This window comes from Embleya sp. NPDC055664 (assembly GCF_053618075.1).
Map to the genome: position 1 here is coordinate 222,862 of NZ_JBSHGZ010000004.1, position 19,776 is coordinate 242,637.

At 70.6% G+C, this 19,776-nt stretch carries 16 protein-coding genes and 2 pseudogenes; 9 read left to right on the forward strand and 9 right to left on the reverse strand.

Translation table 11 applies throughout. The annotated features are described in order from the left end of the window. Positions 1–35 precede the first annotated feature (35 nt). The 5 genes and pseudogenes from ACWGR4_RS08840 (at position 36) to ACWGR4_RS08860 (ending at position 5,491) form a co-directional block, all read left to right on the forward strand. A complete protein-coding gene (locus ACWGR4_RS08840; protein WP_379998684.1) occupies positions 36–788 on the forward strand; it encodes an amino acid ABC transporter ATP-binding protein in 753 nt (250 codons plus the stop codon). A 169-nt stretch (positions 789–957) separates the two neighbouring features. Continuing rightward, entirely contained in the window at positions 958–2,298 is a 1,341-nt protein-coding gene (locus ACWGR4_RS08845; protein WP_452133103.1) for a class I SAM-dependent methyltransferase, read from the forward strand. 1,043 nt (positions 2,299–3,341) lie between these two features. After that, positions 3,342–4,085 (forward strand): annotated as a pseudogene (locus ACWGR4_RS08850) (helix-turn-helix domain-containing protein); the annotation flags it as partial. Between the two features lie 35 nt (positions 4,086–4,120). Next, positions 4,121–4,318, forward strand: a complete 198-nt coding sequence (locus ACWGR4_RS08855) for a DUF397 domain-containing protein (protein ID WP_452133102.1) — start codon at positions 4,121–4,123, stop codon at positions 4,316–4,318. An 83-nt stretch (positions 4,319–4,401) separates the two neighbouring features. Further along, a pseudogene (locus tag ACWGR4_RS08860) lies at positions 4,402–5,491 on the forward strand (MerR family transcriptional regulator). A gap of 403 nt (positions 5,492–5,894) precedes the next feature. On the opposite strand, the gene ACWGR4_RS08865 reads toward ACWGR4_RS08860, so the two are convergent. The 3 genes from ACWGR4_RS08865 to ACWGR4_RS08875 all read right to left on the reverse strand — a co-directional run bounded on the left by ACWGR4_RS08865 (position 5,895) and on the right by ACWGR4_RS08875 (position 8,722). Continuing rightward, positions 5,895–6,680, reverse strand: coding sequence for an SDR family NAD(P)-dependent oxidoreductase (locus ACWGR4_RS08865; RefSeq protein ID WP_452133101.1), 786 nt, complete (start codon positions 6,678–6,680; stop codon positions 5,895–5,897). Then, positions 6,677–7,432 (reverse strand): SDR family oxidoreductase, encoded by a 756-nt coding sequence (locus ACWGR4_RS08870; RefSeq protein ID WP_379998146.1) that lies wholly within the window; start codon positions 7,430–7,432, stop codon positions 6,677–6,679. The genes ACWGR4_RS08865 and ACWGR4_RS08870 overlap by 4 nt, the downstream gene beginning before the upstream one ends. A gap of 66 nt (positions 7,433–7,498) precedes the next feature. Then, a complete protein-coding gene (locus ACWGR4_RS08875; RefSeq protein ID WP_379998148.1) occupies positions 7,499–8,722 on the reverse strand; it encodes an acyl-CoA dehydrogenase family protein in 1,224 nt (407 codons plus the stop codon). A 161-nt stretch (positions 8,723–8,883) separates the two neighbouring features. On the opposite strand from ACWGR4_RS08875, the gene ACWGR4_RS08880 reads away from it, so the two are divergent. Next, positions 8,884–9,516 carry a TetR/AcrR family transcriptional regulator gene (locus tag ACWGR4_RS08880; protein WP_452133100.1) on the forward strand — a complete coding sequence of 211 codons (633 nt, stop codon included), beginning with the start codon at positions 8,884–8,886 and terminating at the stop codon, positions 9,514–9,516. A 43-nt stretch (positions 9,517–9,559) separates the two neighbouring features. Next, positions 9,560–10,201, forward strand: a complete 642-nt coding sequence (locus ACWGR4_RS08885; protein WP_379998154.1) for a GNAT family N-acetyltransferase — start codon at positions 9,560–9,562, stop codon at positions 10,199–10,201. A gap of 281 nt (positions 10,202–10,482) precedes the next feature. Here ACWGR4_RS08885 and ACWGR4_RS08890 read toward each other — a convergent pair whose 3' ends face one another. The 5 genes from ACWGR4_RS08890 to ACWGR4_RS08910 all read right to left on the reverse strand — a co-directional run bounded on the left by ACWGR4_RS08890 (position 10,483) and on the right by ACWGR4_RS08910 (position 15,965). Further along, positions 10,483–11,136: an FMN reductase gene (locus tag ACWGR4_RS08890; protein ID WP_452133099.1), complete on the reverse strand. Its 654-nt coding sequence runs from the start codon at positions 11,134–11,136 to the stop codon at positions 10,483–10,485. Between the two features lie 43 nt (positions 11,137–11,179). After that, positions 11,180–12,292 carry an LLM class flavin-dependent oxidoreductase gene (locus tag ACWGR4_RS08895; RefSeq protein ID WP_452133098.1) on the reverse strand — a complete coding sequence of 371 codons (1,113 nt, stop codon included), beginning with the start codon at positions 12,290–12,292 and terminating at the stop codon, positions 11,180–11,182. Between the two features lie 595 nt (positions 12,293–12,887). Then, the gene (locus ACWGR4_RS08900) at positions 12,888–13,580 is read right to left on the reverse strand and encodes a FadR/GntR family transcriptional regulator (RefSeq protein WP_379998164.1); all 693 of its coding nucleotides are present in this window, start codon (positions 13,578–13,580) and stop codon (positions 12,888–12,890) included. Positions 13,581–13,631: 51 nt separating this feature from the next. Further along, positions 13,632–15,458 (reverse strand): 2-isopropylmalate synthase, encoded by a 1,827-nt coding sequence (gene leuA, locus ACWGR4_RS08905; RefSeq protein WP_452133097.1) that lies wholly within the window; start codon positions 15,456–15,458, stop codon positions 13,632–13,634. Between the two features lie 285 nt (positions 15,459–15,743). After that, positions 15,744–15,965, reverse strand: coding sequence for a hypothetical protein (locus tag ACWGR4_RS08910; RefSeq protein WP_026218929.1), 222 nt, complete (start codon positions 15,963–15,965; stop codon positions 15,744–15,746). 332 nt (positions 15,966–16,297) lie between these two features. On the opposite strand from ACWGR4_RS08910, the gene ACWGR4_RS08915 reads away from it, so the two are divergent. Then, a complete protein-coding gene (locus ACWGR4_RS08915; RefSeq protein WP_452133096.1) occupies positions 16,298–17,002 on the forward strand; it encodes a hypothetical protein in 705 nt (234 codons plus the stop codon). A 100-nt stretch (positions 17,003–17,102) separates the two neighbouring features. On the opposite strand, the gene ACWGR4_RS08920 is transcribed toward ACWGR4_RS08915, so the two are convergent. After that, on the reverse strand, positions 17,103–17,882 hold the full coding sequence (locus tag ACWGR4_RS08920; protein ID WP_452133095.1) for an SDR family NAD(P)-dependent oxidoreductase: 780 nt from the start codon (positions 17,880–17,882) through the stop codon (positions 17,103–17,105). A gap of 229 nt (positions 17,883–18,111) precedes the next feature. On the opposite strand from ACWGR4_RS08920, the gene ACWGR4_RS08925 reads away from it, so the two are divergent. Beyond that, a complete protein-coding gene (locus ACWGR4_RS08925; RefSeq protein ID WP_452133094.1) occupies positions 18,112–19,746 on the forward strand; it encodes an MFS transporter in 1,635 nt (544 codons plus the stop codon). Positions 19,747–19,776: the final 30 nt, after the last annotated feature.

A 19,776-nucleotide genomic window follows, 5' to 3' on the forward strand; every position in this document is an offset into this window, starting at 1 on the left:
AGCCCGCCCCCCGCCCGACCGAGCCCGGTCGGGTGATGGTCCGGGCCCAGGACGTCTGCAAGTCGTTCGGCCCGCTCGAAGTGCTCAAGGGCATCGACCTGGAGGTCGCGACCGGCGAGGTCATGTGCATCGTCGGCCCCTCCGGCTCCGGCAAGTCCACCTTCCTGCGCTGCATCAACCACCTGGAGAAGGTCAACGCCGGGCGGTTGTGGGTGGACGGCCATCTCGTCGGCTACCGGGAGAAGGACGGCAAGCTCTATGAGCTGAAGGACAGCGAGGTCGCGCTCAAGCGGCGCGACATCGGCATGGTCTTCCAGCGCTTCAACCTGTTCCCGCACATGACCGCCGCGGGCAACATCATGGAGGCGCCCACCCAGGTCAAGGGCATAAGCAAGACCGAGGCCCGAGCCCGCGCGCACGAGCTGCTGGCGCGGGTGGGTCTGGCCGACAAGGCCGACGCCTACCCCTCGCAGTTGTCCGGCGGCCAGCAGCAGCGGGTGGCCATCGCCCGGGCACTGGCGATGGACCCCAAGCTGATGCTCTTCGACGAGCCCACCTCGGCGCTCGACCCCGAACTGGTCGGCGAGGTGTTGGAGGTCATGCGCGGGCTGGCCGAGGACGGCATGACGATGATCGTGGTCACCCACGAGATGGGCTTCGCCCGCGAGGTGGGCGACTCATTGGTGTTCATGGACGACGGGTTGGTCGTCGAGGCGGGTCATCCGCGCGAGGTACTGGCCAACCCGCAACACGAGCGCACGAAGGCGTTCCTGTCCAAGGTGCTGTGACCTCGGCGTAGCGCGTGTCTCGTCGGGCCGGCGGCCGTCCTGCTCCGTCCGGGGCGGCTCGCCGGCCCGGACGGAGCAATTCCGTTCGAGGCGTGGCGCGCGTGGGGTAGGGGCATCGGTGTCGCCCGGCTCGGGAGTCCGGGGATCCACCACCGCGGAGGAATCCGTCATGCCGCACACCGCCGACCGCCTCGCCGCTCTGGCTCAGCAGGTCCTCGGCCGCCCGTCGCCGATCCGGATCCGGGCCTGGGACGGCAGCGAGGCCGGTCCGCCGGACGGTCCGGCGCTGGTCGTGCGCAATCGCCGCGCGCTGCGCCGACTGATGTGGTCGCCGGGCGAACTCGGTTTCGCCCGCGGCTGGGTGTCGGGCGATCTCGACGTGGACGGTGACCTCTACGACGCACTGACCCGGCTGTCCGGACTGGCGCTCAATCGCGACGAGCCGGTGCCGGCGGGGCCGCCGGCCGGCGTCTTTGGGGCGGCCCCGCGCGGGCCCGCCGCCCGGCTGCGCGAGGCCGGGCGTACCGCGCGCGACGCGGCCCGCCCGCTGGGCACGATGCTCTCCCTGACCGGCCTGCCGGTGCCGCCGCCGGCGCCCGCCGAGGAGATCCGGCGCCGCCGGGGCGTGCTGCACAGCGTGCGCCGCGACCAGGAGGCGATCCGGCACCACTACGACGTCGGCAACGACTTCTACGCCCTGGTCCTGGGTCCGTCGATGGTCTACTCCTGCGCCTATTGGGATCGCCCCGACGCGACGTTGGAGGACGCCCAGCGGGCGAAGCTGGACCTGATCTGCCGCAAGCTCGCGCTCGGCCCCGGCATGCGGCTGCTCGACGTCGGCTGCGGGTGGGGCTCGATGGCGCTGCACGCCGCCGAGCACTACGGCGTGCAGGTGGTCGGGATCACCATCTCGCACGAACAGGCCGACCTGGCCCGCAAACGTGTCTCCGAGGCGGGTCTGACGGGGCGGGTGGAGATCAGGATCCAGGACTACCGCGAGCACGCCGACGGCCCCTACGACGCGATCTCCTCGATCGGCATGGCCGAACACGTGGGCCGCGTGCAGTTCCGCGCCTACGCCGACGCGCTGTACGAACTCCTGCGCCCCGGCGGCCGGTTGCTCAACCACCAGATCTCCCGCCGCCCGGTGCCGAACGAAGAGGCTTACCAGGTCGACGAGTTCATCGACCGCTACGTCTTCCCCGACGGCGAACTGGCCCCGATCGGCACCACGGTGTCGGTCCTGGAGGAGGCCGGCCTCGAAGTCCGCGACGTACACGCCCTACGCGAACACTACGCAACCACGCTGCGCGCATGGGTAACCAACCTCGAATCCAACCAGGACGAAGCAGCCCGCCTGACCACCCGGGGCAGAGCCCGCGTCTGGCGCCTGTACATGGCCGCCTCGGCATTGGCCTTCGAACAGAACCGGATCGGCGTGAACCAAATCCTCGCCGTCAAAACCCCACCCACAGGCCACTCCGGAATGCCCCCCACCCGAACCCTGTAGCCCCGGGCCGTCGCCTATCGCCCCCGCACCCACCAAGCATCCTGGGCGGCCTTGATCCTCTCCCACACCTCCCGAAACGCGTCCTCCGGCGGCTCCCCCCACTCCGCCACCGCCCCCACGGGACACCCAACCCGCTCCAAATCCGCCAACAACGCAAACCACGCGTCCCCGTCAGCCGGTTGCACCGTCGCCAGCACACCACCCTCCACGGCACAAAGCTCTGCAAGCGTCCCCTCAGGCCGAACCCCCACGTCTCCCCCACCCACATACCGCACCACCTGACCCACAATCGGAGGCGGCAGCCGAAGAATCACCAAATCGGCTACGTCAGAGGTGAATTCCGTCCCACTCCGCAGCCGCAGATACACCTGCCGCCCCTGCACATCCATGAGCACCCCCTCACGCCCCGAATACGCGTCCCGACACCACGCATGCCGATAACGCTCAAAGAACTCCCGCCCCTTGACGAGGTCTTCCTGCGTACTCCCCGAAACCCACTTCCGCCTGGTCATCGCCCGCTCCGCCCATCCGAGCGGAACCGCACCAACAATCGCCAAGCCCGCCACAGCCGGCGCGGCCACAACCGCCCTGCGAGGGTCGGGACCGGAACGGAAACAGCGCTCTCGGCCTGCGATTCCGCAACCCACTCTCGAACCAACAGCCTCAGCTGCTCGTCCTGCCAGTCGCGATGCATCGCCGACACGGGCACCGCGCCGCGTTGAGTCCACCCGATTCGATATGTCATCGTGGGCACGTGTCCTTTCTCTTGGGGCACGCCGGGGGTGGGGTCCGCTGCCAGGTAGATCCCCACCCCCAACGCCTGTCGCCGGCGGGGCCTTTCGGCTCCTGTGCCCGACGACGTTCTCGAACAAGGGGACTTTCCGCTTCGTTTCGCACACGGTCCGTCGCCCTGCGTCCCATCATGAAGTGGGCGGACCGACCTGCGCATCTCGGCGCCGTTACCGATTTGCGGTGGAACGAAAGAGGGAACACCCGTGCGATACCAAGAGAAAGACGTCGACCCTCAAGGCTCGCCACGCCGAATGTATGGACGCGAGATTCGGGTCAAGCGCAACAACGCGGGCATGTCACTGACGACGTGCGCGTCAATCCTGGGCTATAGCAAGGCGGCCCTGTCCCGGTACGAGACGGGCGAAAGCGCGATCCCGCCGGACATGCCGGCACAGCTGGACATCACGTTCGAGACGGACGGGCTGTTCCAGCGGCTGTACGAGATGGTGGAGCACGACCAATTCCCGGACCGCTACCGCGCGTTCATGACTCTGGCGGCGACGGCGATCCAGATCCTGGAGTACGCCGGACAGACGATTCCCGGTCTGTTGCAAACCCCCGACTACGCCCGCGCGCAATTCATCGGGTTCGAGCCCGGTGCGCCGGCGGCCGAGATCGAACGTCGCGTCATCGCGCGCATCAATCGCCAACGCATCTTCACGCGGAAGGATCCGCCACGATACGGCGCGATCCTCGACCAGGCAGCCATCGCTCGGCCGATCGGTGGGCCGGCCGTCATGCGCGCACAACTCGAAACACTGTTGCCCCGGATGGACACGCGATACGGCACGATCCAAGTCCTGCCGTTCGACGCCGGTGCCCACTCCGTCTTGGGCGGATCGCTGACACTTCTGACGCTCCCGGACAGTGAGCCCGTGGCCTACCTCGAAGGCAGCCACACCGGACAGTTGCGCGAGGATCCAACCACTGTCGCCGACCATCAGGCGGCCTACGATCGTCTACGAGCCTACGCTCTGTCCCCGAGAGAGTCGGCAGCGATGATCCGGGCAGTCATCCAGGAGTTGGAAGCATGCGAAAGACCCGAGGCGCAGACGTCACGACGTGGCGAAAGAGCACGTACAGCAACGGGGATCAAGGCAACTGCGTCGAGGTCCGCGATGATCTCCCGGGCATCGTCCCGATACGCGACTCGAAAGCCCCAAGCATCGGACACCTGACGATAACCACAGCCGCGTGGACAGCCCTGACCAGCACAATCCGCAGCTGACGCACGAACCGCCGATGCTTGACCCTCACGTGGCGTCATGGCGCATTGTCGGGGGTGTGGAGGAGCACCTGACTGTGGGGCGTGTGGCCGAGTTGGCCTGTGTGAGCGTCCGGACGTTGCATCACTACGACGAGATCGGACTTGTGCGGCCGTCCGCGCGGACGGCGGCCGGGTACCGGGCGTACGCCCGCCGGGGACGTGGAGCGGTTGCGGGAGGTGCTCGCCTATCGGCGACTCGGCTTCGGGCTGCGCGAGATCGCGGATCTGGTCGACGACCCCGACACCGACGCGGTCGCGCACCTGCGCCGATTGCGCGGTCTGCTGCTGGAACAGCGCGACCGGGCCACCGCCATGGTGACGGCCATCGACACGGAACCGGAGGCACGGGCAATGGGCATCAGAACCACCTCGGAGGACCAGCTGAAGGTATTCGGCGCACAGTTGTACGACACGATCGGATCCGCATACCCGGCGACGCGCCGCACCGAGCCGCGCATCGCCGCGCGGGTCTGGGAAGCACTCGGCGACGCCCGAACCGTCCTGAACGTCGGCGCCGGCACCGGCTCGTACGAACCCCCGGACCGCGACGTGACCGCGGTGGAGCCGTCGGCGGTCATGCGGGCGCAGCGTCCCGCGGGGGCGGCCCCGTGCGTGGCGGCCGAAGCGGAGAGCCTCCCGTTCCCGGACCAGTCCTTCGACGCGGCCATGGCCTTCAGCACCATCCACCACTGGCGCGACCCGATCGCCGGGCTGCGCGAGATGCGGCGAGTGGCCCGGCGCGTGGTGGTGTTCACGCACGATGCCCACGACACCGCGTGGCGGGACCGGTTCTGGCTCATCCGCGACTATCTGCCCGAGGTCACCGGACTCGTCGCCGGCCGGCCCTCGGTGCAGCGGTTGGCCGGCACGATCGGCGCGCGCCTGGAGCCGTTGCTCATCCCGTGGGATTGCGCCGACGGCTTCTTCGAGGCGTACTGGCGCCGCCCCGAGGCGTACCTGGACGAACCCGTGCGCCGCGCGATCTCGCTGTGGACCCGCGTCGGACCGGAGGCCGAACAGCGGGCGGTGGACCGGCTCCGCGACGACCTCGCCTCCGGCCGGTGGTCCGAGCGCAACGGCGACTTGGCCGACCTCGACGCGGCGGAACTGGGCCTGCGCCTGCTCGTGGCCTGAGGCCGAGCGCCGGACCCGCGAAATGGTTGTCGATAGCGTTTGTTGGAAAGGCACCCCCGGTGAACGGAGGGGGGACCGATGGCCGTTCGTGGTACAGCGCCCGTATGGTGCAAGGTTGCGGCTGTCGCGCTGGGGGTGCTGCTCGCGATTGTTTCGGCGGGTTGCGTGGGCGATGGCGGCGATGCGGCATCAAGTTCTGCGGAGCAGGACTCCGTACCGGATGAAGGGCGACTGCGGAAGTACCTGGACGGCTACGTCGCACTGCTCAACGCGGGCGATGTGCCGAAGTTGGCCCGGCATCTCGACATCGGCGGTGACCGAGGCAAGAGAGCCTCGCGCCGCAGGCGTGGCGCCCGAACTCCGGTTGAGTCCGCGACCGTTCCTCCGACGCGGCAGCGGTGCCTCAGTCCTCCCGGGCCTGGTCCAGTCTGCCCTGGAGTTTGCGCATGCCGGTCAGCCAGCGGTCCGGGTCGGCGGCGCGGCCCGCGTACATCGGGGCCACGTCCGGGTGGGGCAGGATCAGGAACGGGGCGCCCGCCGCGACCGCGTCGACCACCATGTCGGCGACCTGCTCCGGCTCCACGGCGTCGTCGTCCAGGAGCAGGCGGGCGGCCGGACCGGAGGCATCCAGGAGGGCCGTACGCACGCCCCGAGGGCAGACCGCCTGGACCGTGATGCCCTTGGCGCCGTACGTGATCGCCATCCACTCGGCGAACGCGTACGCCGCGTGTTTGGTGACCGCGTACGCCGACGCGTCCAACATGGTGAGGAGCCCGGCGGCGGAGACCGTGGTGACCAGGTGGCCGCGACCGCGCGCCAGCCAGGCCGGGGTGAGCAGTCGCGCGGCGCGTACGTGCGCCATCACGTTGACGTCCCAGGACTGCTCCCACGCCTCCTCGGGCGCGTCCAGGCCGACACCCGCACCGACGCCGGCGTTGGCGCAGTAGATGTCGACCTCGCCGAGCGCCGCCCGGGCCCCGGAGACCAGCGCCGCGACGCCCGCCTCCGTGGCCGCGTCGCCCGGCAGCGCGACGGCGTCGATGTCGGCGGCCACCGCGTGGCACGCGTCCGGGTCGAGGTCGTTGACCACCACCCGCGCACCGGCGGCGGCGAAGCGGCGGGCCAGGGCCGCGCCGATCCCCGCGCCGCCCCCGGTGACCACCACGCCCGCCCCCGCGAGCACCGTCACCCCACACCGCCGGACAGGCTCACGCCGCCGTCGACCAGCAGCGTCTGGCCGGTGATCCACCCCGCCTGCTCGGACAGCAGGAACGCCACCGCGCCGGCCACGTCCTCGGGCACGCCGAGTCGCCCCATCGGGTACGCCGCCGCGACCTCCTCCTCGCGACCCTCGTACAGCGCGGTCGCGAAGACGGTCTTGACCACGGCCGGCGCGACCGCGTTCACTCGTACGCGCGGCCCGAGTTCGCTCGCGAGTTGCGCGGTCAGGTGGGTCAGCGCGGCCTTGCTCACGCCGTAGAACCCGATCCCCTGCGCGGGCCGCTCGCCGGCCATCGAGGACACGTTGACGATGGCACCGCCGTGTTCGCCCAGCCACGCCTTGTGCACCCGCTGGGTCCAGGCCAGCGCGGCGAGCAGGTTGACCTCCAGGATCTTGCGCCCGGCGTCGAGGTCGAGTTCGACCAGCGGGCCGTAGACGGGGTTGATCCCGGCGTTGTTGACCAGCATGTCGATCCGGCCGAACGCCTCCAGGGTCGCGGCCACGGCCGCGTCCTGGTGGGCCGGGTCGTGCGCCTTGCCCGCGACGCCGATGGCATGCTCCGGGCCACCGAGCGAGGCGACCACCTCGGCCAGGGTGTCCGCGCCGCGCGCGGTCACGCAGACCCGGTCGCCGCGCGCGACCAGCGCCTGGGCGATGCCCAGGCCGATGCCGCGGCTGGCGCCGGTGACGATGGCCACGGGGCGGGAGGTGTCGGTCACTGGGCGGCTGCCTCTCGGTCGGAACGGGGTGCGCGGGTCATGGTCCGCGTCAACGGGGTGCGCGGTTCACTGGTCCGCGTCTCGGTAGGGCTTGAGTTCGCGGTGGGCGAGCGAACGACGGTGTACCTCGTCCGGCCCGTCGGCCAGGCGCAGCGTACGGGCGTGCGTCCACAGCGAGGCGAGGACGAAGTCCTGGGACAGGCCGCCGGCGCCGTGCGCCTGGATGGCCTTGTCCAGGATCCATTCCACGGTGCTCGGTGTGGCGATCTTGATCGACTGGATCTCGCGGTGCGCGCCGCGGTTGCCGACGGTGTCCATCAGCCACGCGGTCTTCAGCACCAGCAGCCGCAACTGCTCGATGCGCACCCGGGATTCGGCGATCCACTCCTGGATCACCCCCTGCTCGGCCAGGGGTCCGCCGAACGCCTCGCGCGCCAGTACCCGACGGCACATCAGTTCCAGGCCGCGCTCGGCCATCCCGATCAGCCGCATGCAGTGGTGGATCCGCCCGGGGCCCAGCCGGGCCTGGGCGATCGCGAAGCCGTCGCCGGCGTTGCCGACGAGGTTGGTCGCGGGCACCCGTACGTCCTCGAAGACCACCTCGGCGTGTCCGCCGTGCGGACCGTCGGTGTAGCCGAAGACGTGCATCCCGCGACGGATGTCCACCCCCGGGGTGTCGCGCGGCACCAGGATCATGCTCTGCCGGCGGTGACGCGGCGCGTCGGGGTCGGTACGACCCATCACGACCAGGATCTCGCACGTGGGCGCCATCGCCCCGGAGGACCACCACTTGCGGCCGTTGATCACGTAGTCGTCGCCGTCGCGCACGATGCTCGTGGTGATGTTGGTGGCGTCGGAGGAGGCCACGTCGGGCTCGGTCATGCAGAACGCCGAGCGGATGGTGCCGTCGAGCAGTGGCCGCAGCCAACGCTCGCGCTGCTCCGGGGTGCCGAAGTCGTGCAGCAGCTCCATGTTGCCGGTGTCCGGCGCGGCGCAGTTAAGCGCCTCCGGGGCCAGGTGCGGACTGCGCCCGGCGATCTCGGCCAGCGGTGCGTATTGCAGGTTGGTCAGCCCCGCGCCCTCCTCACCCGGCAGGAACAGGTTCCACAGGCCGCGTTTGCGCGCCTCGGCCTTCAGCTCCGCCAGCACCGGCGGGCGGCCCCACGGGTCGGCGCCCGGAGCGGCCACCTGTTCGTCGAACACGGCCTCGGCGGGGTAGACGTGTTCGGTCATGAACGCGAGCAGCCGCTCGCGCAGTTCCTCGGTCCGGGCGTCGTAGCCGAAGTCCACCGGCGTGTACCTCCTCCTGGGTCGTTCCCGAGTCGACGGCGTCGAGTCCGTAGGGTTTTCGCGAGGCGTGCACGGAACACGACGCGCCCGATTCACGGTACCGACCGGTCGGTATCTTGGCTAGACTGGCGTGCGTACGCTCCCGCGAAAGGTTGAACATCATGGCGGCAAGAGGTCGCGGAAACGCGGCGCCGGTCGAGTCCGACGCCGACGGGGCGTCGCTGCCGCAGCGATTGGTGCGCATCGCCTCGCGGATGTTCGCCGAGCGCGGCTTCGAGAGCACCTCGGTCCAGGAGATCGTGGCCGCCGCGGGGGTCACCAAGGGTGCGATGTACCACTACTACGCGTCCAAGGACGACCTCCTCGTCGAGATCTACCACCGCATGCTGGCGATGCAGACCAAACGCCTGAACACCATCGCCGACGGAGCCGAGCCGGTGCTCGACCGACTGCGCGAGGCCGCCGCCGACGTGGTGGTCACCACCCTCGGCAACATCGACGACGCGGTGGTCTACTTCCGCTCGATGCACCTGCTTGCGCCCGACAAGAGCGCCGAGATCCGGGCCGAGCGTCGGCGCTACCACGAGCGGTTCCGCGCGCTGATCGAACAGGGCCAGCGCGAGGGCCTGTTGCGCCGGGACGTATCGGCCGACATCGCCACGCACAACTTCTTCGGCGGCGTGCACCACCTGAACAGCTGGTACCAGTTCGACGGGCCGATGTCGCCGCGCGAGGTCGGCGACGCGTTCGCCGACCTGCTGCTGCACGGGCTGGCGCCGACGGCGACGCGCTGAAAATCCCGTGGCATCGGCGTCGCGGCAGCGCCCACAATCGAACATGCTCACCGATCATTGGCCGGTATTCGGCATCCGCGTGACCACGCCCAGACTGGAACTGCGCCCGGCGACCCAGGACGACCTGGTGGCGCTGGTGGAACTGGCCGAGAAGGGTGTGCACGCTCCCGACTACATGCCGTTCAGCCGGCCGTGGACGCGCGAGCCGCAACCGGCCAAGGCCCGGAACGCGCTGCGCTTCTACTGGAGTACGTGGGCCAACTGGCAGCCGGACGACTGGCGCCTGCTGCTTGCCGTCGTGCACGAGGGCCGGGTGATCGGCACCCAGGAGGGCAGCGCCAAGGACTTCGCCCACCGGCGCGAGATCGGCTCGGGCTCGTGGCTGGGCCTGGCCCACCAGGGGCAGGGATTCGGCACCGAGATGCGCGCGGGGTTGTTGGAACTGGCCTTCACCGGCCTGGGCGCACGATGGGCGATCTCGGCCGCCCTGTTCGACAATGCTCCGTCGCTGGCGGTCTCGCGCCGCCTGGGCTACGTCGACGACGGCATCGACGTCCTGCCGCACGACGGCGCGCCTCGCCCCTTCCAACGCCTGCGGCTGACCCGCGAGGCGTGGTCGGCGCATCGCACCACCCCGGTCGAGGTCACGGGCCTGGACGCCTGCCGGGACATGTTCGGCGCATAGCCTCGCCGGCGGCGACGGCCGGTGCAACGCGCCCATCGGGCCGTCACTCAGGCGGGGTCGAAGACCAATTGTCTGCTCAGCGTGGACCGTACGGGCGAGCGTTCGACACGCTCCATGACCGCCTCCCGATGGGCCTCCAGGGCCGGGTCCAGCACAGAGTAACGACGAGCCCACATACCGAGAACGGGATTCCGAATGTTGGACCCCATCGGCACGCACCGAGTTCGACCGGCGGCCGTCGACGGGCCCACCCCGTCGACGTCCGCCTTGTCGGGGCCCGCTCAGCCCCGTCCCAGCGCCGCCAACTGCTCGGCGAAGGGCACGACTTCGTCCATCGTGTCGGTCGCGGACGACGCCGCCCGGGTCGCCGGGTGTGGCGGCAACCCGGCCACCAAGTCGGCCAGTTCGCCGCCTGCGCGAGCGATCCGCGTGCCCACTCCCTCGACGCCTTCCCCGGCCGCCGCACCCCATTCGTCGGTGGCCACGTACACCGAGGTCGGCACGACCGTGGCCCGCAGGTAGGCGAACAGCGGGCGCAGCGCGTGCTCAAGGGCGAGCGAGTGCCGCGCCGTGCCGCCGGTCGCCGCGATCAGCACCGGCTTTCCGATCAGCGCGGTGTTGTCCAGGACGTCGAAGAACGACTTGAACAGCCCGCTGTAGGACGCGCTGAAGATCGGCGAGACCACGACCAGCGCATCGGCCGCGACGACCGTGTCGATCGCGGCCCGCAACCCGGGCGGCGGGAAGCCGGTGACCAGGTTGTGCGCGATGTCCACGGCGAGATCGCGCAGTTCGATCGTGTGCGCCTCGACCGCGACCTCCCGCTCGTCCAGGCGCCGGCGGGTCGCCTCGGCGAGCCGGTCGCCGAGCAGCCGGGTGGACGACGGTTTGCCGAGTCCGGCCGAGACGACGACGAGCTTCAGCGGTTCTGCCATCACTGTTACCTTCTCCCTTTCCACGCCGGTGGGTTCGCTGCCGTCAGGACATCTGCGGGACGGCGTCGACCGGCACCGGCGCCGCGTCGCGCCGGGCGACCAGCGCCGCGTGAGTGGGGCCGTCCGGCACCCCGGCCGGGCGTCGGGCGGCGAACTCCTTGCGCAGCACCGGCAGTACCTCCTCGCCGAACAGGTCGAGCTGTTCGAGCACGGTCTTCAGCGGCAGGCCCGCGTGGTCCATCAGGAACAGCTGGCGCTGGTAGTCGCCGAACGAGTCGCGGAAGGTCAGCGTCTTGTCGATGACCTCCTGCGGGCTGCCCACGGTCAGCGGCGTCTGGTCGGTGAACTCCTCCAACGACGGACCGTGCCCGTACACCGGCGCGTTGTCGAAGTAGGGACGGAACTCGCGCACCGCCTCCTGCGAGTTGCGCCGCATGAAGATCTGTCCGCCGACGCCGACGATGGCCTGGTCGCGCGTACCGTGCCCGTAGTGCTCGAAGCGGTCCCGGTAGAGGTTGATCAGGCGCACGAAGTGGTCGCGCGGCCAGAAGATGTTGTTGGCGAAGAACCCGTCGCCGTAGTAGGCCGCCTGCTCGGCGATCTCCGGGCTGCGGATCGACCCGTGCCAGACGAACGGCGGCACGCCGTCCAGCGGGCGCGGCGTCGACGTGAAGCTCTGCAGCGGGGTACGGAAACGACCCTCCCAGTCCACCACTTCCTTGCGCCACAGCTCGTGGAGCAGCGCGTAGTTCTCGATCGCCAGCGGAATGCCCTGACGGATGTCCTGGCCGAACCACGGGTACACCGGCCCGGTGTTGCCGCGCCCCATCATCAGGTCCACCCGGCCGTCGGCCAGGTGCTGGAGCATCGCGTAGTCCTCGGCGATCTTCACCGGGTCGTTGGTGGTGATCAGCGTCGTGGAGGTGGAGAGGATGATCCGCTCGGTCCGCGCGGCGATGTAGCCGAGCATCGTGGTCGGCGAGGACGGCACGAACGGCGGATTGTGGTGCTCACCGGTGGCGAACACGTCCATGCCGATCTCTTCGGCCTTGAGCGCGATGGCCACCATCGCCTTGATCCGCTCGTGCTCGGTCGGCTCCCGACCGGTCGTGGGGTCGACGGTGACGTCACCGACGGTGAAGATCCCGAACTGCACGATGACCACTCTCTCAGTAGTTGAACTCTCAATCACCCCGTCCAAGCAGAATCCCACGCCGGGTATTCCCACCCACCCGCACCCCCGCACAGCCGGGCGCAGCGGGGGCGGCGGGCGCGCGGACGGGGGCGGGCGCGGACGGGCGGGAGCGAGCGCGGGCGGGGGCGGGTAGTCGGTGCAGGCACAGCGGGCAGGCGCGGCGGGCGGCGGGTGCGGCGGGGGCGGCCGGATTCGAAGCACTCGACAAAACCGGGCGCTACCTGCTGATCCTGCCGCTGCTCCAAGCCCTCACCCCGGAGGCCGGGCAGCTCCGCCTCGACAAGGCCCTGAACGTACTGGACAGTGCCGACCGCCCGGAATGAGCAAGCAGCCTCGACCCCGGAACGCCCCGAGGCAATGCACCCGGCAACCGACACGGGACGATCCGGGCCGGCAAGCCACGGGACGCGCCCACTCGCGCACGATCCGCACCCCGCCCCCGGGATCCGCCCCGGCCACGCGACCGTCCGCTGCCGCGTCGCCGGCACGGGTTGCCAAAACCGTCGCCGCCGTGGACCGCCCCGGATTCGATCGACGGACGCCACCGGGGCGAGGTCTAGTCGCGGAGGATTCGCAGGCTGACCTCGAGTTCCGTCTCCGTGACCCGGCCGGCTGCTGCCGGGTCGCCTGCTCGGATTGCGGCGACCATGGCCGCGTGGGCATCGGCTCCCGGGTCGGGTGCGGCTGCTCGCAGGCCCTGTGCGTCCATCGCGGCCAAGAGGTCCAGGAGGCCGGGGCGCATGGTCACCTGGAAGACCGCGAACAAGTCCGTGAGCACCTCGTTGTGTGCCGCCGCCACGATTGCCGCGTGGAACGCGATGTCGGCATCGATGTACGCCTCGTCGTCGCCGAGCGCCGCAGCCCGCGCGCGCAGTCGGGCGTCCAGTACCGCCAGGTCCTCGTCCGTGCGCCGCTCCGCCGCCAACATCGCGGCCCGCACCTCGATCAGGTTGCGCACCTCGTACACCTCGACCGCCGACGCCCGCCGCAGCCGCGCGGTCAGGTCCTCCGTCGGCTCGGTCGCGATCACGAAAACGCCGGACCCCTGACGCGACTCGACCAACCCGGCACCGGCCAGCGCACGGATCGCCTCCCGCACCGTCGACCGGCCGATGCCGAGTTCCCGGCCGAGTGCCACCTCGCCGGGCAGTTTCGTCCCGATCGGCCAGCGCCCGGTGGCGATCTGGTCCCGAAGCCGTTCGGCCGCCTGGCCGACCAGCGGGTTGCGGCGCAGGGGGCCGAACGTCATCGTGTGTCGCCTTACGTCATGGCTGCTGCATCTCAGGTTGTCTGATGAATCCTATCCCGCGTCAACCCGCGCCCGGTTCACCGCCGACAACGTCGCCTGCACCGAGGCCGCCAGGATCGACGTGTCGATCCCCACGCCCCACCGGGTCACCCCGTCCACCCGGCACTCGACATACGCCGCCGCCTGCCGATCCCCGCCCGCGCCGATCGAGTGCTCGACGTAGTCCAGGATCTCGACCCGGATCCCGGCCGTACCCAGCGCTGCCGTCAGGGCCGACAGCGGCCCGTTGCCTTCCCCGACCACCGCCCGCGACCCCGAAGACGACCCCGCATGTGACCCCGAAGGCGACCCGACGAGCGTCCCGCTGAACCGATGCCGCCCCGCCGCCGGTTCCTCGGCGCGCCACCCCGTGATCTCCACCGGCGTACGCCGCTCCAGATACTCCCGCCCGAACAGCGCCCCCAACTCGCCCGCTCCGATCTCCTCGCCGCTGTCGTCGGTGGCCTCCTGAACCACCCGGGAGAACTCGATCTGGAGCCGACGCGGCAGGTCCAGGCCGTGTGCGCTCTGCATCAGGTAGGCGACGCCACCCTTGCCGGACTGGCTGTTGACCCGAATCACCGCCTCGTAGTCGCGCCCGACGTCGGCGGGGTCGATGGGCAGATACGGCACGTTCCACGGCGCCCGGTCCTCCCCCACCCCCAGCCGCGCGGCCTCGCGCGTGTGGTGCGCGAACCCCTTCCTGATCGCGTCCTGATGCGTTCCGGAGAACGCGGTGTGGACCAGGTCCCCGCCGTACGGATGCCGGGCGTGCACATCGATCCGGTTCGCGTATTCCACCGTGCGCCGGATCTCGTCGATGTCGGAGAAGTCGATCATCGGGTCCACGCCCTGCGTGTACAGGTTCAGCGCGAGCGTGACCAGGTCCACGTTGCCGGTCCGCTCGCCGTTGCCGAACAGGCAGCCCTCGATCCGCTGCGCCCCCGCGAGCAGCGCCAACTCGGCGCACGCGACGCCCGTCCCGCGGTCGTTGTGCGGATGCACGGACAGCACGACCGCGTCCCGGCGGGCCAGATGGCGGTGCATGTACTCGATCTGATCCGCGTACACGTTCGGCGTGGCGATCTCGACCGTGGCCGGCAGGTTGTGGATCACCGGCCGATCCGGGCTCGCGTCCCACAGTTCGGTGAGGCTGTCGCACACCTCCAGGACGTAGTCGGGCTCGGTCAGGTTGAACACCTCAGGCGAGAACTGGAACCGGATGTCCGCCCCGGGTCGCGCGTCGGCCCCGCGCGCCACGTCCTTCGCGCCGGCCAGGATCAGCGCGTGCAGCGCGGCCCGGTCGTGGCCGAGTACGACCTCGCGCCAGGTCGGCGCGGTCGCGGTGTACATGTGTACGACCGCGTGCGGCAGGCCCTCGATCGATTGGTGCGTACGTTCGATCAGGTCGGTCCGCGCGGCGGTGAAGACCACGACGGTGACGTCGTCCGGGACCGCGTCGCTCTCCGCCAGATGCCGAACGAAGTCGAAGTCGGCGCGGCTCGCCGAAGGGTAGCCGACCTCGATCTCCTTGTAGCCCATCGCCACCAGCAGGTCGAACATCCGGCGTTTGCGTACGGGGTCCATCGGCTCGGCCAGCGCCTGGTTGCCGTCGCGCAGGTCCACCGGGACCCACAGCGGCGCCTGCTCGATGCGATGGTTCGGCCAACTCCGCCGGGCCGGGTCGACAGCGACGCGGACCCGCTCGTGCGCCGGGCGGTAGCGGTGGTGCGGCATCGTGCCGGGACGTTGCCGGTTCCAGTGCGGGCGGCCCTCGGGGATCGGGCCTGCGGGGGTGCGCAGGGTGGGGAAGGTGTGGTTGGTCATACGGTCGGTCATGGTGCGGGATCGTCCTCGCCGCTCGGAGGGGTCGACCGGCGACACCGAACCCCGCGGCGGGGTGCCGGTCGGATCAGGCCCCGCCGCGGCGGCCGAGAAGAAGGACCACGCGCAGCTTCATGTCCGGGACGATAGCACAACTTGTCTGACAACCTGATGTCTTGGCGTATGGCAGGGTCCGTCAAGCCGCGGCCCACAACGCGAAGGAGGCGCCGACCCGGTTGTCCGGGAGCGCCTCCTCGTACCGACCGCGTGGTGTCGGGACGTGCGGAACGGTGTCGTGGTTCAGAGATTGCTCAGCTTCGCGTAGGGACGGCAGATGCGTTCCTGGCGCGATCCGAAGTCGACAGTGACCGCGATGTCCTCTTCGACACCGACGATCCGACCGAGTCCGTACTGATCGTGCGTCACTCGAGCACCGAGTTCGAAATCCTCGATGATGGGAGCGACCGGGACATTGAAGGGACTGGTGGGCAGAATGCGCCGGGTCACGGCTGAGGTCGTCATCTCCCTCAGTATGCGCCTGTCGGGTGACGCGTGGGGCGTTCCGGGGCGGTATAGGCGAAGCCGTAACCGGAAAGTGTCCCCACGATATGGCGGCTCGAATCCCCTATGCGCCCGCCGAACCGGACCGAAATGCCACCTCGGCGCCGCTCCCGCAGGTCACGCGGTACCCGCCCGCCGGCATCCGCGGGACGCGATTCGCGTACAACGCCCCGTAGCCCCCGATTGGGCCGAGCGGGGGAATCCCGAACGGATCGCCGAGGTGGGACACGGGGTATCGGGGCCCGCCGGCGGGGCGCCGGGTCTCGCGGGGCCCCGGCGATAGGGTCGCCCACATGAGCGACAGCACTGCCCCGGTGGACATCGAGCTGGTCAGGCCGCCCGAGATCCTGCTCGCGCACGACGAGGTCCGGGTCTTCCACGGCGGGATCCTGCGTACGCCGGCCGGCCTGTATACGACCATCGGCATGGAGACCCTGGCCCGCCCGACCGGCCCGCGCCCGCCCGCGCCGCAGGTGTTCGGTCGGTACGGGGTGTCGGTGACCCGGTCGGGCGACCGGTTCGCCCACTCGGCGCTGGCCACGACCCTGTCCGCCGGGCCGATCCGGTTCACCTCGTGTCTGTTCGGCCATGTCCCGGACGGCGACCTCGTGTTGGACGTGGTGTTGCCGACCATCCCGCGCCGCCTGGTGCTGCGCTTCGACTCGGAACGCCACGACGGCACCGGGCTCACCCTGCGCACGCCGCCTGCGATCGTGCACAGCGACGCGGGCGTGACGCTGTGGCACGCGGGCGTGCTGGCCACGGAGACCGGTCTGCTCACCCATGTCGAGGCGACCTCCTCCGACGACCGCGCGCTCGGCGGGGCCAAGTGGGACGTCGAGCACAACCCGCTCGCGGTGACCTGGGCCGACCCGACCCCGGCCCGCGAAGCACACCAGCGCGGGCGGGGCTTCGTCAGCGCCGACAGCTGGATCGCCGCCCCCGCCGCGCACGGCAGCCTGCACTGCGCTCCGCTGGGCGTGACGCGGGACCTGTAGCGGCGGCGATCACGGCCCCGAAGTCGGCGGCCCGGGGCGGCAGTTGCCCGGCATACCGGGAGCCGGACGCCACCCCGTTCGGCCCGCCCCCGCCACGCCGCTACAGCTCCGACCCGCCCGTGGCGTCCAGCGTCGCACCCGTCACCCACCGGGCGGCGTCGGAGGCGAGGAAAGCGACCGTGTCGGCGATGTCGTCCGGGCGGCCGACCCGGCCCAGCGCCGCGCGGCTCGCCGCCTGCGCCTGCGCCTGCGGGTTCCCGCGCAGCCAGGACGCGTTGACGTCGGTGTCGACGATGCCGGGGGCGACGTTGTTGACGGTGATCCCGCGCGGGCCCAGGTGTTTGGCCAGGGCCAGGGTGAACGTGTCGAGGGCGCCCTTGGTCATCGCGTACGCGATCGACTCGGGGAACGCGATCCGGGTCGCCCCGGAGGTGACGGTCACGATCCGACCGCCGTCGCGCAGCAGCGGCAGCACCCGCTGGGTCAGGAAGAACGGGGCCCGCGTGTTGACCGCGAACACCCGGTCGTAGCCGGCCTCGGTCTCCGCCTCGATCGGCCCGGTCGAGCCGATGCCGGCATTGTGCACCAGGACATCCAGGCCGTCCGCCCCGAACTCGGCCCAGCCGGCCCGCAGTCCGTCGACGACGGTGTCCACGTCGCCCGGTACGCCGAGTTCGGCCCGCACCGCGAAGGCCCGGCCGCCGGCCGCCTCGATCGTCGCGACCACATCCTTGGCGGCCGACTCGTCCCGGCCGTAGTGCACCGCGACCAGCGCCCCGTCCGCGGCCAGCCGCTCCGCGACGGCGCGGCCGATCCCCCGGCTCGCCCCGGTGACGAGTGCGGTCTTGCCGGTGAGCGTGTGGGTGAGCGTGCGCAACATGGCGCCCTTCCTCTCGTGTGTGCCGCTTCGTACGTCTCTCTCGGCGGCATTTCTTTAGCAATCGCTAAAGATCTTGCCGAGCAGCATCGTAGCGCAGGTTTATTAGCGATCGCTACAGAAAGAGTCCGGCACGGCGACCAACTTTGCCATTCCTTGGCTTTACAGCCGTATGTCGAAGCTCTAGATTTACAGCCGTAAGGAAACAGGCGTTAATCCATGGGGGCAGCTCGTGACCGGCACCGCATCGACCCGAACCACCACCGCATCACCGACACCGACCGACGTTCCCGATCCCGCCGGGCACCCCCGCCGGTGGGCCGCACTGCTCGTGTTGTGCTCGACCCTCGTCGCGGTGACCCTGGACAACTCGGTGCTCAACACCGCGCTGCCGTCCCTGGCCAAGGGCCTGGACGCGTCGACCGCCGACCTCCAATGGATCACCGACGCCTACACCCTCGTTTTCGCCGCCCTGCTGCTCCTCGCCGGCAGCCTCGGCGCCCGGTTCGGCGCCCGGCGCGCCCTCCTTGGCGGCCTGGTCCTGTTCGGCGGCGGCTCGGCCGTCGCCGCGGTGTCCACGACCGCCGGCGAACTGATCGCCTGGCGCGCGGTGATGGGCCTGGGCGCGGCCTTCGTGATGCCCGCGACGCTCGCGATCATCATCCGGATGTTCCCGCCCGTCGAGCGCCCCAAGGCGTTCGCCGTCTGGTCGGCCTCGGCCGGCGTGGGGGTGCTGATCGGCCCGGTCACCGGCGGCGCGCTGCTGATGCACTTCTCCTGGTCCAGCGCGTTCTGGATCAACGTCCCGCTGGTGCTCGCCGCGCTCGTCGGCATCCTGCGGATCGTCCCGACCATCCCGCGCCAGGGCACCGCCCGACTCGACCTGCCCGCCGCCGTGTTGTCCGTGCTCGGCCTCGGCATCCTGGTCGACGCGATCATCGAGGCGCCCGAACGCGGCTGGACCGACGCCGTCACCCTCGTCGAACTCGTCGTCTTCGTCGTGGTCGCCGCCGCGTTCGTCGTCTGGGAACTGCGTCGGGACGAACCCATGGTGCAGGTACGGCTGTTCGCCAACCGCGGCTTCGTCCTCGCCGCCGGCACCCTGGCGATCACCTTCTTCGCCCTGTTCGGCACGCTGTTCGTACTCTCCCAGTACTTCCAACTCGTCCACGGCTACAGCACGCTGAAGGCCGGGCTCGGCGCCATGCCGTTCGCCGCGGCGATGGCGGCGATGTCCGGACTGTCGCCGATCGTCACCGCCCGACTGGGCATTCGGGGCACCCTCACCACCGGGCTCGGCGCCATCGCGCTCGGCCTGGGCGTGATGGGCCTGACCACCGCCACCGACACCCCGTTCGTCGCCCTCGCCGGCGAAATGATGCTGGTGGGCGCCGGGATGGGAATGATGATGGCGCCCGCGAGCATGGAGATCACCGCGTCCGTACCGGCGCGCTTCTCCGCGATGGCCGGCGCGCTCAACAGCGTGGTCCGCGAACTCGGCGGCGTACTGGGCATCGCCGTGGTCGGCACGCTGGTCTCCTCGCACTACCGGAGCGAGATGGGCGATCAACACCTCACCGGCCCCGCCGCCGTCGCCGGGCACGACCTGCCCAGCGCCCACGTCGTGGCCGAGCACCTGTCCCCGGACGCGGCCGGCCGGCTCACCTCCGCCGCCGACCACGCCTTCACCACCGCGATGGGCAACGGCGCGCTCGTCGCCGCCGCGGTCGCCGCGCTCGGCGTCCTGCTGGTCGGCTTCGGCCTTCCCCGCCGGGCCGCACAGGCCACCGCCCCCGCCGGCAAGCCCGCCGAATCGGTCGACGTCCCCGCCGAACCGATCAACGCCCAAGCGGTACAAACCGTCTGATGAAGCCTCAGCCCGCCACCCGACGACCGG

Bases quoted from the DNA above. Each gene is read 5' to 3' on its own strand.
- ACWGR4_RS08840 (WP_379998684.1), top strand. From the start codon at position 36: ATGGTCCGGGCCCAGGACGTCTGCAAGTCGTTCGGCCCGCTCGAAGTG.
- ACWGR4_RS08845 (WP_452133103.1), top strand. From the start codon at position 958: ATGCCGCACACCGCCGACCGCCTCGCCGCTCTGGCTCAGCAGGTCCTC.
- ACWGR4_RS08855 (WP_452133102.1), top strand. From the start codon at position 4,121: ATGCGAAAGACCCGAGGCGCAGACGTCACGACGTGGCGAAAGAGCACG.
- ACWGR4_RS08880 (WP_452133100.1), top strand. From the start codon at position 8,884: ATGGCGGCAAGAGGTCGCGGAAACGCGGCGCCGGTCGAGTCCGACGCC.
- ACWGR4_RS08885 (WP_379998154.1), top strand. From the start codon at position 9,560: ATGCTCACCGATCATTGGCCGGTATTCGGCATCCGCGTGACCACGCCC.
- ACWGR4_RS08890 (WP_452133099.1), bottom strand. From the start codon at position 11,136: ATGGCAGAACCGCTGAAGCTCGTCGTCGTCTCGGCCGGACTCGGCAAA.
- ACWGR4_RS08900 (WP_379998164.1), bottom strand. From the start codon at position 13,580: ATGACGTTCGGCCCCCTGCGCCGCAACCCGCTGGTCGGCCAGGCGGCC.
- leuA (WP_452133097.1), bottom strand. From the start codon at position 15,458: ATGACCGACCGTATGACCAACCACACCTTCCCCACCCTGCGCACCCCC.
- ACWGR4_RS08910 (WP_026218929.1), bottom strand. From the start codon at position 15,965: ATGACGACCTCAGCCGTGACCCGGCGCATTCTGCCCACCAGTCCCTTC.
- ACWGR4_RS08915 (WP_452133096.1), top strand. From the start codon at position 16,298: ATGAGCGACAGCACTGCCCCGGTGGACATCGAGCTGGTCAGGCCGCCC.
- ACWGR4_RS08920 (WP_452133095.1), bottom strand. From the start codon at position 17,882: ATGTTGCGCACGCTCACCCACACGCTCACCGGCAAGACCGCACTCGTC.